General features: G+C 60.4%; 13 protein-coding genes. 5 read left to right on the forward strand and 8 right to left on the reverse strand.

Annotation, left to right across the window (positions count from 1 at the left end):
* Positions 1-31 precede the first annotated feature (31 nt).
* Entirely contained in the window at positions 32-727 is a 696-nt protein-coding gene (gene ung / locus ACYZT0_RS03720) for a uracil-DNA glycosylase (RefSeq protein WP_462044675.1), read from the forward strand.
* Between the two features lie 115 nt (positions 728-842).
* On the opposite strand, the gene ACYZT0_RS03725 is transcribed toward ung, so the two are convergent.
* From ACYZT0_RS03725 to ACYZT0_RS03745, 5 genes are all read right to left on the reverse strand, one after another.
* A complete protein-coding gene (locus ACYZT0_RS03725; RefSeq protein ID WP_462044676.1) occupies positions 843-1,883 on the reverse strand; it encodes an AbrB family transcriptional regulator in 1,041 nt (346 codons plus the stop codon).
* Complete coding sequence (locus ACYZT0_RS03730) at positions 1,876-3,390, reverse strand: tripartite tricarboxylate transporter permease (protein ID WP_462044677.1); 1,515 nt, start codon at positions 3,388-3,390, stop codon at positions 1,876-1,878. Before ACYZT0_RS03730 ends, ACYZT0_RS03725 begins: the two co-directional genes overlap by 8 nt.
* Position 3,391: 1 nt before the next feature.
* Complete coding sequence (locus ACYZT0_RS03735; RefSeq protein ID WP_462044679.1) at positions 3,392-3,850, reverse strand: tripartite tricarboxylate transporter TctB family protein; 459 nt, start codon at positions 3,848-3,850, stop codon at positions 3,392-3,394.
* 59 nt (positions 3,851-3,909) lie between these two features.
* Entirely contained in the window at positions 3,910-4,887 is a 978-nt protein-coding gene (locus ACYZT0_RS03740; RefSeq protein WP_462044680.1) for a Bug family tripartite tricarboxylate transporter substrate binding protein, read from the reverse strand.
* A gap of 84 nt (positions 4,888-4,971) precedes the next feature.
* On the reverse strand, positions 4,972-6,264 hold the full coding sequence (locus ACYZT0_RS03745) for an OprD family porin (protein ID WP_462044681.1): 1,293 nt from the start codon (positions 6,262-6,264) through the stop codon (positions 4,972-4,974).
* Between the two features lie 233 nt (positions 6,265-6,497).
* Between ACYZT0_RS03745 and ACYZT0_RS03750 the strand changes: the two genes are divergently transcribed.
* Positions 6,498-7,169, forward strand: a complete 672-nt coding sequence (locus ACYZT0_RS03750) for a response regulator (protein WP_462044682.1) — start codon at positions 6,498-6,500, stop codon at positions 7,167-7,169.
* Positions 7,162-8,550, forward strand: a complete 1,389-nt coding sequence (locus tag ACYZT0_RS03755; RefSeq protein WP_462044683.1) for a sensor histidine kinase — start codon at positions 7,162-7,164, stop codon at positions 8,548-8,550. The genes ACYZT0_RS03750 and ACYZT0_RS03755 overlap by 8 nt, the downstream gene beginning before the upstream one ends.
* Positions 8,551-8,576: 26 nt before the next feature.
* Here ACYZT0_RS03755 and ACYZT0_RS03760 read toward each other — a convergent pair whose 3' ends face one another.
* Together ACYZT0_RS03760 and ygfZ are read right to left on the reverse strand one after the other, a co-directional pair.
* Positions 8,577-9,398, reverse strand: a complete 822-nt coding sequence (locus tag ACYZT0_RS03760; RefSeq protein WP_462044684.1) for an HDOD domain-containing protein — start codon at positions 9,396-9,398, stop codon at positions 8,577-8,579.
* Positions 9,399-9,432: 34 nt separating this feature from the next.
* A complete protein-coding gene (ygfZ, locus tag ACYZT0_RS03765) occupies positions 9,433-10,374 on the reverse strand; it encodes a CAF17-like 4Fe-4S cluster assembly/insertion protein YgfZ (protein WP_462044685.1) in 942 nt (313 codons plus the stop codon).
* Positions 10,375-10,523: 149 nt separating this feature from the next.
* Here ygfZ and ACYZT0_RS03770 point away from each other — a divergent pair, with 149 nt between their 5' ends.
* Both ACYZT0_RS03770 and ACYZT0_RS03775 read left to right on the forward strand, forming a co-directional pair.
* Positions 10,524-10,778: an FAD assembly factor SdhE gene (locus ACYZT0_RS03770; protein ID WP_007944081.1), complete on the forward strand. Its 255-nt coding sequence runs from the start codon at positions 10,524-10,526 to the stop codon at positions 10,776-10,778.
* Positions 10,762-11,214: a protein YgfX gene (locus ACYZT0_RS03775; protein WP_462044686.1), complete on the forward strand. Its 453-nt coding sequence runs from the start codon at positions 10,762-10,764 to the stop codon at positions 11,212-11,214. The genes ACYZT0_RS03770 and ACYZT0_RS03775 overlap by 17 nt, the downstream gene beginning before the upstream one ends.
* Here ACYZT0_RS03775 and nadB read toward each other — a convergent pair.
* Positions 11,183-12,799, reverse strand: a complete 1,617-nt coding sequence (nadB, locus tag ACYZT0_RS03780; protein ID WP_462044687.1) for an L-aspartate oxidase — start codon at positions 12,797-12,799, stop codon at positions 11,183-11,185. The two genes, ACYZT0_RS03775 and nadB, sit on opposite strands and share 32 nt — an antisense overlap.
* Positions 12,800-12,820 lie beyond the last annotated feature (21 nt).

Consider the following 12,820-nt stretch of genomic DNA (forward strand, 5'->3'; position numbering starts at 1 on the left):
GTTCGCTCCATTGTTTTTGCCGGATGTAACCATGACTGCTGACGAACGTATCAAACTCGAACCGAGCTGGAAGGAAGCACTGCGTGCCGAATTCGACCAGCCCTACATGGCAGAGTTGCGCAACTTCCTGCAAGAAGAGCGCGCGGCAGGCAAGGAAATCTACCCGCCAGGACCGATGATTTTCAATGCGCTCAATTCGACGCCGCTGGATAAGGTCAAAGTCGTCATTCTCGGCCAGGACCCGTACCACGGTCCGGGACAGGCCCACGGCTTGTGCTTCTCGGTGCAACCGGGCGTACCGGCACCGCCGTCATTGGTGAACATCTATAAAGAGTTGAAACGCGACCTGAACATCGACATCCCGGGCCACGGCTGCCTGCAAAGCTGGGCCGATCAGGGCGTGCTGATGATCAACACCACCATGACCGTGGAACGCGCCAACGCCAACGCCCATGCAGGCAAAGGCTGGCAGCACTTTACCGATCGGATTATCGAAGTGGTCAGCGAGCACCAGCCACACCTGGTGTTCCTGCTGTGGGGCGCGCATGCCCAGAGCAAGCAGAAACTGATCGATGCCACCAAGCACCTGGTGCTGACCTCAGTGCATCCATCACCGTTGTCCGCTTATCGCGGCTTCCTCGGCTGCGGGCACTTCAGCCGGACCAATAAGTATCTTGAGCAGAATGGCGAGACGCCGATCGAATGGCGGTTGCCGCCAGTCGCGTAATGATCGTTCCCACGCTCCGCGTGGGAATACAGCCCGGGACGCTCTGCGTCCCATCCAAAGCCGAACGCGGAGCGTCCGTTGAGGCGTTCCCACGCAGAGCGCGGGAACGTTCAGGTTAGCGGGCGTCGGGCAACCGATTCCAATACTTGAACAACGGCTCCGCCAGAAACAATACGAACAACAGCCGCATCACCTGCATCGCCGTCACCAGCGGCACCGACAATTGCAGGGTTTGCGCCGTCAGGCTCATCTCCGCAATCCCGCCGGGCATCATGCCCAAGGTCAACGAACGCAAATCCAGGTGGGTCAGCGCACTCAACCCCAATGCCGCCAGCGTGGCGATCAACATGGTCAGCACCGTGCCGATCAAGGTCCGGCCCATGAACGACGGGGCGCGACGGAAAAACTGCCGATTGAAGTGACACCCCAACCCGCTGCCAATCAGCCATTGGCCGATCTGGCTGCCGCCGTTGGGCAAACCGATGTGCAGGTCCCAACCGATACTCACCGCCGCACTCACCAGCAATGGGCCGAACAGCCATGGATTGGGTTGACGAAGACGTTCCCAGAGCCACGCCGCCAAGGCGCCTGCCGGGAAGAGAAGAGCGAGCCACCACCCGTTGACGGTGGACGGATGAAAAATCGGTGCGCCGCTGTCCAGCAAATACTTGAACGCCGCCGGCACACACAGCACCACCACCAACACCCGCAGACTTTGCCCCGCCGCCACACGACTGAGCACCGCGCCGTTACGCGCGCCGAGGTTGACCATCTCCCCGGAACCGCCCGGCATGCTGGAAAAGAACGCGGTGGCGCGATCTTCACCGGTACGCCGCATCAACCAGACCCCGACCACGGCCGACAGGCTGGTGACCAACGCACCGAAGAAGATCAGACCGAAGTGGCTCAGGACCTGCTCCATCACCACCGGGGTGAAGTGCAGGCCGATGCCGATACCGACAATCCACTGGCCGCACTTGCGGCCGCCAGGGATTTGCGCCAATTGCCAGGGTGTCAGGCAGCGCACCAGGATGATCGCCAGCAACGAGCCGACCATCCACGGCAGTGGCCAGTCGATCTGACTGGCGAGATACCCGCCCAGCAGACCGACCAGCGGGGTTCCCCACCAGGCTCTGAAGGGTGTTCGATCAGACATCAGCGATTGCGCGCCGGGAGACCGAACGTTTGCGCCAGATCCGCAGGATCGGCATCAGCAACATGATTGCGGTCAGCACCCAGACACCAAAGGTGATCGGGCTCGACCAGAGGATTTCCAGCGCACCATTGGAAATCGACAGGGCGCGACGCAGGTTCTGCTCCATCAGGCCGCCGAGAATGAAGCCCAACAGGACAGGCGACAACGGGAAGTCCAGCTTGCGCAGGATGTAACCGAAGATGCCAATGCCGATCATCAGGAACAAGTCGAAGGTGGTGGCATGCACCGCGTAGACGCCGATCCCGGTGATGATCGCAATCACTGGCACCAGCGCCCAGTTCGGCACGGCAAGGATGCGGGTGAAGATGCGGATCATCGGGATGTTGAGGATCACCAGCATGATGTTGGCGACGAACAACGAAGCGATCAGGCCCCAGACGATGTCGGGTTGCTGTTGGAACAGCAGCGGACCCGGGGTGATGTTGTACAGCGACAGAGCGCCGATCATCACCGCCGTGGTGCCGGAGCCCGGAACACCGAGGGTCAGCATCGGCACCAGGGCACCGCAGGCTGCGCCACCGATGGCGGTTTCCGGAGCCGCGAGGCCGCGCATGTCGCCTTGTCCGAACGTGCCATTGGCGCCGGCGATACGTTTTTCAGTCATGTAGGCCACGGCACTGGCCAGCGTTGCGCCGGCACCCGGCAGAACGCCCATGATGAAACCGAGCACACCGCAACGGATGTTCACCACGAACACCGCCGAGGCTTCCTTGAAGTTGAACATCATCCGGCCGGTCGCTTTCACCGCTTCCTGGCCGCGATGGGTTTTTTCCAGCAGCAGAAGGATTTCACTGATGGAGAACAAGCCCAGTACCAGCACAACGAACTGAATGCCGTCAGTCAAATGGATGTTGTCCCCGGTGAAACGGTACACGCCGCTATTGGCATCGATCCCGACGGTCGACAGAAACAGGCCGATCAGCGCGGCAATAAACGTCTTCAATGGTCGATCACCGGCCATGCCGCCCAGGCAGACAATCGCGAATACCATCAGCACGAAATACTCCGCCGGTCCAAAGGCAATCGCCCATTTCGCCAGCAGCGGGGCGAACAGCACCATGCCGCACGTAGCGATGAACGCACCGATGAACGAACTCCACGCTGACAGCGACAACGCTACACCGGCCAGACCTTTGCGGGCCATTGGGTAACCGTCGAGGGTGGTCATGACGGTGGAGGCTTCGCCCGGAATGTTCAGCAGGATCGAGCTGATCCGGCCGCCGTATTCACAACCCAGGTACACCGCCGCCAGCAGGATCAGCGCCGACTCCGGTGGCAGACCGAGGGCGAACGCGATCGGAATCAGCAACGCCACGCCGTTGATCGGGCCCAGGCCTGGCAACAGCCCGACGACGGTGCCGATCAGGGTGCCGCACAGCGCGGTCACCAAATTGTACGGGCTCAGCGCGACGCCGAAACCCTGACCCAAATAGCCAAGAGTATCCATATCAGTTCTCCAGAACGTCGAGCACGCCCAGCGGCAGTGGCACGTCCATCACCTTGTCGAACAGCAGATAAAGACCGATCGCCATCAGGCTGATGATCACCACGCTGGGCAGCCAGCGGCCGCCATACAGGCGTGCCATCGGGATTCCAATCAGAATGCTGGCGACAATGAAACCAAGGGGTTCGAAGGTCCCGGCGAACACCAGCAACAGCACGACGCAGATGCCGATTTTGGTCAGGGTTTCACGGTCGAGTTTCGGGTCATCGTCGCTGTGCACAATCGGCGTCGGGCGAAACACCATGTACAGCAGACCAAGGCCCATCAGGCCGAGCATCAACAGCGGGAAGGCTCGCGGCCCCACCGGTTCGTAGGAAAAAGACGCTTGATACGGCCACGCCATCAGTGCCAGGCCAACACAGGCCAGCAACAGCACCGAAGCGAAAATGCGTTGTAAGAGCATGGGAAACTCCTGTGCCGTGGCCCCGCAGGACGGGGGCCACAGCCGCTAGACAGAGGCGATCACTTAATCAGGCCGAACTCTTTGGCCAGCACTTTGTAGTCCGCGACCTGTTTTTTCACGTAGGTGTCCAGCTCCGGACCGGTCATGGCGAACGGGAAGAGCTCACGTTGATCGCGCAGCTTGGCGAACTCCTCGGAAGCCAACAGTTTGTCGAAGGCGTCTTTCCACCAGGCGTAGTCTTCGTCGCTGACTTTTGGCCCGAGGTAGAAGCCGCGAACCACTGGCCAGACGATGTCGTAGCCTTGCTCTTTGGCGGTCGGAATATCTTTCATTTCCGGTTCGTCCAGACGCTTCTCGGAGAACACCGCCAGCAAGCGCATGTCCCCGCTCTGGATGTGCGGCATGGAGTCGGAGATGTCGGTGCTGCCAACCTGGATGTGGCCGCCGAGCAGGGCAGTGGCGATTTCACCGCCACCTTCGAGGGCAACGTAACGCAGGTCGCGCGGGTTGATCCCGGCAGCCTTGGCGATCAGGGCGGTTTGCATCCAGTCCTGGCTGCCGACGGTGCCGCCGGAGCCGATCACCACTTTGCTCGGATCCTTCTTCAACGCCTGAACCAGATCGTCCAGCGTCTTGTAAGGCGAATCGCTTTTCACCGCGATGGCGCCATAGCTTGTTCCAACCGCCGCCAGCCAGCGCACGGCGTTTTCATCGAAACGACCGAACTTGCCTTGGGCCAGGTTCAGCAGCGAACCGCTGGACCACGCTACCAGCGTGCCGGCATCGGCCGGACGCTGAGCGACCACCGCGTTGTACGCCACCGCGCCAACACCGCCGGGCATGTAGGTCACGCGCATCGGTTTGGTCAGCAGCTTCTGATTGACCAGCGCGCTTTGCGCCAGTTTGCAGGTCAGGTCGAAACCGCCACCTGGCGAGGCCGGGGCGATGCATTCCGGGCGCTTCGGCTCGGCCAACAACTGGCCGGCGAACAGCAGGGCGCTGGCGGTGAGAGCAACTTTACGCAGTGACAAATTCATTGGGTTCTCCACAGATTTTTTGTTGTATGGATGTGTAGGAACTGCCGAAGGCTGCGATCTTTTAGCCTTCGGCGGTTCAATCAATTACCAAAGTGCAACGCTATAGCTCACCAGCAGACGCACTTCATCGGCATCGCGAGCGGAGTAGTTGGAACGGTAGGCGGCATTACGCAGGCGTACGGCGACGTCCTTGAGCGCGCCGCTTTGTACAACATATTTGATCTCGGTGTTGCGTTCCCACTCTTTGCCTTCATCACCGTTCTTGAGCTTGATGTTGTCACCGCTCAGGTAACGGCTCATGAACGTCAGGCCGGGGATGCCGAGTTTGGCGAAATCGTAGTCGTAGCGCGCCTGCCAGGAATGTTCTTCGGCGCCGGCAAAGTCGTTGATCTGCACGAAGTTAACCAGGTACGGGTCGCTGCCATCGACATACGGGAAGGCACTGTCGCCGGACATGTGCTGATAACCGGCGCTGAATTTATGCCCGCTCAAGGCATAACTCACCAGGCCGTTGAGGGATTTGTTGTCGATCTTGCCGCCACGGGCCGCGCCCTGGTCATCACTGATGGCAAGTCGCAGGTCAGTGCCGAAAGTGCCAGGGCCGAACGGCTGCGAGGCGACGACGCCGAGGAAGTGTTGGTTATAGACTTCATCGAGTTGCGCGAAGTGGTAGCTGCCGGTGATTTTGTCGGTGAACTTGTAGTCCACGCCGCCAAAGTCGAAGTGCTTGCCCGCGGCCGTGCCAGCGAAGCGGCTGTTCTTGTTGTTGAGGGCGATGTCCTCGAAATCGGTACTGTCGCGGTCCTTGGCTTTATCCAGTCGCCCGCCAGTGAAGGTCAGGTTCTTGATCTCTTTGGAGGTCAGCAGGCCGCCCTCAAAGGTCTGCGGCAAGATGCGCCCATCGTTGGGCTTGAGTGTCGGCAGTTCCGGGATCAGGCTGCCGATTTTCAGTTCGGTGGCGGAGATCTTCACTTTGCCGGTCAGGCCGAGTTTGGAGTACTCATCGGCCGCGCGACCATCATCGTGGGTTGGTAACAGGCCGGTGCCGGTACGGTCGGGACTCGAATCGAGTTTAACGCCGAGCATGCCCAGCGCATCGACACCAAACCCCACGGTGCCGTCGGTGTAACCCGATTGCAGATTGAGCATGAAGCCCTGGGCCCATTCGTCACGCTTGGATTGTTGGGCGCTGGTGCCGCTGCGAAAGTCGCGGTTGAAATACATGTTGCGGGTTTCAAGCGTTGCCGTACTGTCTTCGAAGAAGGCAGCCTGGCTCAACGGCGAAAAGCCGGCGAAGGCGGCGGCACTGGCAAGGGCGGTCTGGCTGAGGCGGGAAAAACGAACAGGCGGGCGAGCCTGAGGCTGCATGGACAGCATCGTGAAGTACTCCGTTATTGTTCTTATTGGCGAAAACGCTTCGTGGCGTTTTTCGTATCGCTAGTGCGCTAGCGCCGGGCAGTCGAAACTGCCCGTGGCTGGACTCTAACGGTCCAACCTTTCACTAACCTTTCAGCAGCCTTTCACGGTTCTCGGGCTTCACAGCAGCGGTTGCGGCTGTAAACTCCGCGCCAAAGAATGGCGTCGACCATCCCTGAATGAGGTAAAGATCCATGCGTGTTCTGCTCGTCGAAGACCATCTGCAGCTCGCCGAAAGTGTCGCCCAGGCGCTCAAGAGCACCGGGCTGACCGTGGATGTGCTGCACGACGGCGTGACGGCCGACCTGGCGTTGAGTAGCGAGGAATACGCCATGGCGATCCTCGACGTCGGCCTGCCGCGCATGGATGGTTTCGAAGTGCTGGCGCGCCTGCGGGCGCGGGGCAAGAACCTGCCGGTGTTGATGTTGACCGCTCGCAGCGACGTCAAGGATCGGGTCCACGGCCTGAACCTCGGCGCTGACGATTACCTGGCCAAACCTTTCGAACTGACCGAACTCGAAGCTCGGGTCAAAGCCTTGCTGCGTCGCAGTGTGCTCGGCGGTGAACGCCAGCAGCGCTGCGGCGTGCTGGCCTATGACCTGGACACTCGGCGCTTCACCCTCGGCGAAGAACTGCTGACCCTGACCTCTCGCGAACAGGCCGTACTCGAAGCCCTGATCGCCCGACCTGGTCGGGTGATGAGCAAGGAGCAACTGGCTGCACAAGTGTTCGGTCTGGACGAAGAGGCCAGCCCCGACGCCATCGAGATCTATGTCCATCGCCTGCGCAAGAAGCTCGACGGTCAACCGGTCGTCATCGTGACCTTCCGTGGTCTCGGCTACTTGTTGGAAAGCCGTGATGCATAAGCCCAGCAGCCTGCGTTGGCGGTTGCTGTGGAATCTGGCGCTGTTGCTGGTGGTGTTGATGCTGGCCAGTGGTTTGAGCGCTTACTGGAACGGTCGCGAAGCCGCCGACATCGCCTATGACCGGACCTTGCTGGCGTCGGCGCGGACCATCGCCGCCGGTGTGTCTCAGCGCGACGGCACGCTGAGCGCTGACGTGCCGTATATAGCCCTCGATACCTTCGCGTACGACAGCGCGGGGCGAATTTTTTACCTGGTCAACGACATCAATCAGAAACTGATCTCCGGTTACGAAAACCTTCCGCCGCCGCCACCAGGGACGCCGCGCACCGATGACTATCCGGCATTGGCGCGTTTCTATAACGCCCAATACCTGGGACAGAACGTACGCGTGGTGAGCCTGCTTAAACCTGTGAGCGACCCGAACATGAATGGCATGGCGGAAATTCGGGTGGCGGAAACCGATGAAGCGCGGGTCAGCATGGCTCGCAGTCTGGCAGCGGACACGCTGTTGCGTCTGGGCATGCTGGCGGTCGGCGCGTTGTTGTTGGTTTGGTTTGCGGTCAGCGCGGCGCTGCGTCCGCTGGAACGCTTGCGCACCGCGGTGGAGGAGCGGCAGTCGGACGATCTGCGACCGTTGCCGCTGGTGGAGGTGCAGCACGAGTTGTGGCCACTGGTGCGCGCGCTCAATCACTTTACCGAGCGCCTGCGCGGGCAGTTCGAGCGTCAGGCGCAGTTCATCGCCGATGCCGCCCATGAATTGCGCACGCCCCTGGCGGCGCTCAAGGCGCTACTCGAACTGGGTCTGCGTTCGAGCGAACCGCAAACCTGGCGCAGTACGTTGGAAACCGCCGCCCAAGGCACGGACCGATTGACCCACCTTGCCAATCAATTGCTCTCGCTGGCACGGGTCGAAAATGGTGCCCGGGCCATCGCCGAGGGCGGTGCGCAGTTGCTTGACCTCAGTCAGCTGGCTCGCGAGCTCGGCATGGCCATGGCACCGCTGGCCCACGCACGCGGTGTGGCGCTGGCGCTGGAAGCGGACGAACCCGTCTGGTTGCGCGGCGAGCCGACGCTGTTGAACGAACTGTTGAGCAATCTGGTGGATAACGCGCTGGCCCATACACCGCCGGGTGGCAATGTCATTCTTCGGGTCACGGCACCGGCAGTGTTGGAGGTTGAGGACGACGGCCCCGGGATTCCTCTTGAAGAGCGCGATCGGGTGTTCGAGCGCTTTTACCGGCGTAACCAGCAGGTGGCGGGTTCGGGTTTGGGGCTGGCGATTGTCGGCGAGATCTGCCGCGCACACCTGGCTCAAATCAGCCTGCACGATGGAGAGCAGGCGGGCCTGAAGGTGCGGGTGAGTTTTATTGTGGGAGAGTGATGGTGTCTTTGCTGGCCTCTTCGCTTTTAATAAAACATCGACCGCGACTCTTCCAGATCGCGGCACATCACCTCGTTTTCCGGATCAATCCCCAGCTTCTTGAACGCCGGCACGCTGAATGCGTCGATACGGGCTAGGGGATGGTCGGTGTCCTTGTGGCAATACAGGCTGGCCACTTGCACCAGATCGACATAATCGACCCGCTCCGACTCTCGCTTGAAGTCCAGATAGAGCCCCGGCACCTGTACCAGCATTTCCGGAAACTCCCAGACCCTGAGCAATTTGTCGCCGATCCACGGATGAATCTGGTCGATAACATGGTTGAGGCTGACCGCGTCAGACAGCAGTTCATAGTGATCTTCAGCGTAGGTCAGGATCGGCAGCACACCGATCTGGTGCACCAGTCCGCCAAGGGCTGCCTGATCGGGTTTTAGCTGGGTGTAGCGGCGGCACAGGGCGTAGCTGACTCCGGCGATTTCCAGGCTTTTGCGCCAGACTTCTCGCATTTTCTGTTCCACCACCTCGGAGCGGGCATGGAAAATCTGCTCCATGACCAGACCGATGGCCAGGTTGCTGCTGTAATTGACACCCAGTCGAGTGATCGCCGTGTGCAGATCAGTGACTTCCTGGGTCGCGCGCAACAGCGGGCTATTGACCACTTTGATCAAGCGTGCCGACAGCGCGGTATCCCGGCCGATCACTTTGCTCAAGGTGCTGACACTGATTTCAGGGTCTTCTGCGGCCTTGCGAATCTGCAGGGCCACTTCCGGTAACGTTGGCAGAACCAGGTCGTCGTTATCGATGGCCTCAACCAAATCCTGTTGGACCTTTTCCGCCAGCTCGCTCATTTCGTTTCTCTAGGTGTTGCGACAAGTGCTGCTGTTAGCGCTGGATTTCGCGATCGCGATCCAGTGGGTACGGCAGGTCGAGCAGGTGCAGGGCTGGCCCTTCGAGCGCGCCCAGATGGATATCACCCCCTTCTGCTGCTTCGGCTTGCAGCACGGCCAGAAGTTCAATGTTCTGCTCGGCGTGGGCGGCCAACACCACTTCACCGATGGAACTGCCATGGGTCGGGGAGAACAGTGGCGTACCAGGTTCAGGCAGCTCGTTGGCATCCAGTTTCAGGCGATACAAGCGGCGCTTGAGCTTGCCCAGGTACTGCATGCGCGCGACGATCTCTTGACCGGTGTAGCAACCTTTCTTGAAGCTCACGCCACCAACGGCTTGCAGATTGAGCATCTGCGGGATGAACAACTCGCGAGTGCTCGGCATGACCTGACCGATCCCTGCGCGGATCTGGCCCAGCAGCCATTGATTCAGATCGCCTTCGGCCAGCAGGGCGGACAGCTTGCCCCTGATGAGGTCGGCCTGATCCGCGGTGACCCAGAGTTCGGCACGATCCGGCGAGACGCGAATGGCGATCAGACCTTCACTGCGCACGACGCTGTCGGTTTCTGCCGGCAGCTCAAGTCCCAGGCTGATCAGTGCAGCCTCACCATGATTGACGCCGAGGCGGACCCAGGCGGCACTTTCGTCGGTCAGTTTGGATTTGGAGAACACCGCGTACTTTTTCAGGTCCGCCAGTTGCGGCTCCAGCAACTCGGAGGCCATGGCCATCAGAACGCCGTCGCCTTCCAGCAAGATGCGGAAGCTCGACTGCATCCGGCCTTTCTGCGTGCAGCGAGCGCCCAGGCTGGCCTGGGTTTCGCTCAGGTAATTGAGGTTGCACGTCAATTGGCCTTGCAGGAATTTGCTGGCATCCGCGCCGCGTACTGCGAGAACGCCTTCATGAGACAGGGTGCAGAAAAAAGCAGAATCGGCCATGGGTCATCGCAGGGTAAAGAGTCTGGGGGACATCATAAGGGGGCGCTCTCGAAATGGGTAGTTCACAAAGGATCGTTGGTGGCCGACCAAAGCCGAGTGTCCGACTCTGCCTGGGGCTGTATACTTGCCGCCTATTTGAGGAGCGCTCCATGGTCGAAGACGTTGAACTGAATCGCCTCTACTGGCACAGCCGCCGCGGCATGCTTGAGCTTGACGTGTTGCTGGTGCCGTTCGTGAAAGAGGTCTATCCGCACCTCAATGATGTCGACCGCGATTGCTACCGCAAGCTGCTCGAATGCGAAGATCAGGACATGTTCGGCTGGTTCATGGAGCGCGCCGAATCGGAAGATCCGGAGCTTCAACGCATGGTTCGCATGATCCTGGATCGTGTCCAGCCCAAGTAATGTGTTCGAATGCCGCTGGCATGCCTCACGGCAGTTGCTGGCGGCGTATCTTCTGGCCCAGCTGTTCGCGCTGGGTTCGCTGTTTCTTCTCTCTATTCCAGTCTGGGCCAGTCTGCTAGGCGTTATTCTGTGCGTGGTTCATGGCTGTTGGGCATTGCCGAGGCAGATTCTGCTGACGCACCCTCAGGCATTTCGCGGCTTGCGTCGCGATGCTGATGGTTGGCAGTTGTGGAACCAGGCTGCAGGTTGGCAACCCGTGCAGTTGCGACCGGACAGCCTGGCGTTGCCATTGATTGTGGTGTTGCGTTTTCGACTGCGAGACGAGCGGCAGGTCAGATCAATCTGCGTTCCCCGCGACTCGCAGGCGACGGATCTGCACCGACGCCTGCGGGTTCGGCTCACGTTCAGTCGACGTAGGTGGGCGGCACCAGAATAGTATCGAGGGCGACCGGCAGCATGTTCGGGTAGTCGAGGGTGTAATGCAGACCGCGACTTTCCTTGCGTTCCATGGCGGACTGGATCATCAGCTCGGCCACTTGGGCCAGGTTACGCAATTCGATCAAATCGCGACTGACCTTGTAGTTGCTGTAGAACTCATCGATTTCGTCCAGCAACAGCCGCACGCGATGCTGCGCCCGTTGCAAGCGCTTGTTGGTGCGCACGATGCCGACATAGTCCCACATGAATCGCCGCAGTTCGTCCCAATTATGCGCAATGATCACGTCCTCATCGGAGTCGGTGACCTGGCTCGCATCCCAGACGGGCAGGGCGATCGGAATCGAAACCTGCGGCAGCTGCTCAAGAATGTCCGCCGCCGCCGAACGCGCGTACACGAAACACTCCAGCAACGAGTTGCTGGCCATACGGTTGGCGCCATGCAGGCCGGTGAAGCTGGTTTCGCCAATGGCATATAACCCCGGCACGTCGGTGCGACCGTGCTGGTCAACCATCACGCCGCCGCAGGTGTAGTGCGCCGCTGGCACCACCGGAATCGGTTGCTTGGTGATGTCGATGGAAAACTCGAGGCAGCGTTCGTACACGGTCGGGAAGTGAGTCTTGATGAACGCTTCCGGCTTGTGGCTGATGTCCAGATAGACGCAGTCGACGCCCAGACGCTTCATTTCATGGTCGATGGCCCGGGCGACGATGTCCCGTGGCGCCAGCTCGGCGCGAGGGTCGAAGCGCTGCATGAAGCGTTCGCCGTTGGGCAGTTTCAGGTGTGCGCCTTCGCCGCGCAGGGCTTCGGTGACCAAGAAGCTTTTGGCTTGCGGGTGATACAGGCAAGTGGGGTGGAACTGGTTGAACTCCAGATTCGCCACCCGGCAGCCCGAACGCCAGGCCATAGCAATGCCATCACCGCAGGCGCCGTCGGGGTTGCTGGTATAGAGATAGACCTTTGCTGCGCCACCCGATGCGAGGATCACAAAGCGAGCGCCGTAGGTGTCGACTTCACCGGTCCCGCGATTGAGGACGTAGGCGCCGAGGCAGCGATCACCTTCAAGCCCAAGGCGCTTTTCGGTGATCAGATCGATCGCGACTCGTTGCTCCAGCAGTTCGATGTTCGGTCGTTGCCTGGCCTTGTCGAGCAAGGTTCTGAAAATCGCTGCGCCCGTGGCATCGGCGGCATGGATGATGCGCCGATGACTGTGACCGCCTTCGCGGGTCAGGTGAAACTCGAATCCACCATCTTCGGTTCCGGACTGTTCATCGCGGGTGAAGGGCACGCCTTGGTCGATCAGCCATTGAATCGCCTCTTTACTGTGCTCGACGGTAAAGCGCACGGCGTCTTCGTGGCACAGGCCGCCGCCGGCATTGAGGGTGTCATTGACATGTGACTCAACGGTGTCGGTGTCATCCAGGACGGCGGCGACGCCACCCTGGGCCCAGAAAGTCGAGCCATTGGCGAGGTCGCCTTTGCTCAATACGGCAATGTGCAAATGACCGGGCAGGGTCAGTGCAAGGCTCAAGCCGGCAGCACCGCTGCCAATGACCAGTACATCGTGTTGAAACTGTTGGCTCATTTCAGGATTCCGCTCAAAGCG

The sequence above is a fragment of the Pseudomonas sp. ZS1P83 genome, assembly GCF_054897825.1.

Excerpts from the sequence above, each read along its gene's own strand:
- ung (WP_462044675.1), top strand. The coding sequence starts at position 32 with ATGACTGCTGACGAACGTATCAAACTCGAACCGAGCTGGAAGGAAGCA.
- ACYZT0_RS03725 (WP_462044676.1), bottom strand. The coding sequence starts at position 1,883 with ATGTCTGATCGAACACCCTTCAGAGCCTGGTGGGGAACCCCGCTGGTC.
- ACYZT0_RS03730 (WP_462044677.1), bottom strand. The coding sequence starts at position 3,390 with ATGGATACTCTTGGCTATTTGGGTCAGGGTTTCGGCGTCGCGCTGAGC.
- ACYZT0_RS03735 (WP_462044679.1), bottom strand. The coding sequence starts at position 3,850 with ATGCTCTTACAACGCATTTTCGCTTCGGTGCTGTTGCTGGCCTGTGTT.
- ACYZT0_RS03740 (WP_462044680.1), bottom strand. The coding sequence starts at position 4,887 with ATGAATTTGTCACTGCGTAAAGTTGCTCTCACCGCCAGCGCCCTGCTG.
- ACYZT0_RS03745 (WP_462044681.1), bottom strand. The coding sequence starts at position 6,264 with ATGCTGTCCATGCAGCCTCAGGCTCGCCCGCCTGTTCGTTTTTCCCGC.
- ACYZT0_RS03750 (WP_462044682.1), top strand. The coding sequence starts at position 6,498 with ATGCGTGTTCTGCTCGTCGAAGACCATCTGCAGCTCGCCGAAAGTGTC.
- ACYZT0_RS03755 (WP_462044683.1), top strand. The coding sequence starts at position 7,162 with ATGCATAAGCCCAGCAGCCTGCGTTGGCGGTTGCTGTGGAATCTGGCG.
- ACYZT0_RS03760 (WP_462044684.1), bottom strand. The coding sequence starts at position 9,398 with ATGAGCGAGCTGGCGGAAAAGGTCCAACAGGATTTGGTTGAGGCCATC.
- ygfZ (WP_462044685.1), bottom strand. The coding sequence starts at position 10,374 with ATGGCCGATTCTGCTTTTTTCTGCACCCTGTCTCATGAAGGCGTTCTC.
- ACYZT0_RS03770 (WP_007944081.1), top strand. The coding sequence starts at position 10,524 with ATGGTCGAAGACGTTGAACTGAATCGCCTCTACTGGCACAGCCGCCGC.
- nadB (WP_462044687.1), bottom strand. The coding sequence starts at position 12,799 with ATGAGCCAACAGTTTCAACACGATGTACTGGTCATTGGCAGCGGTGCT.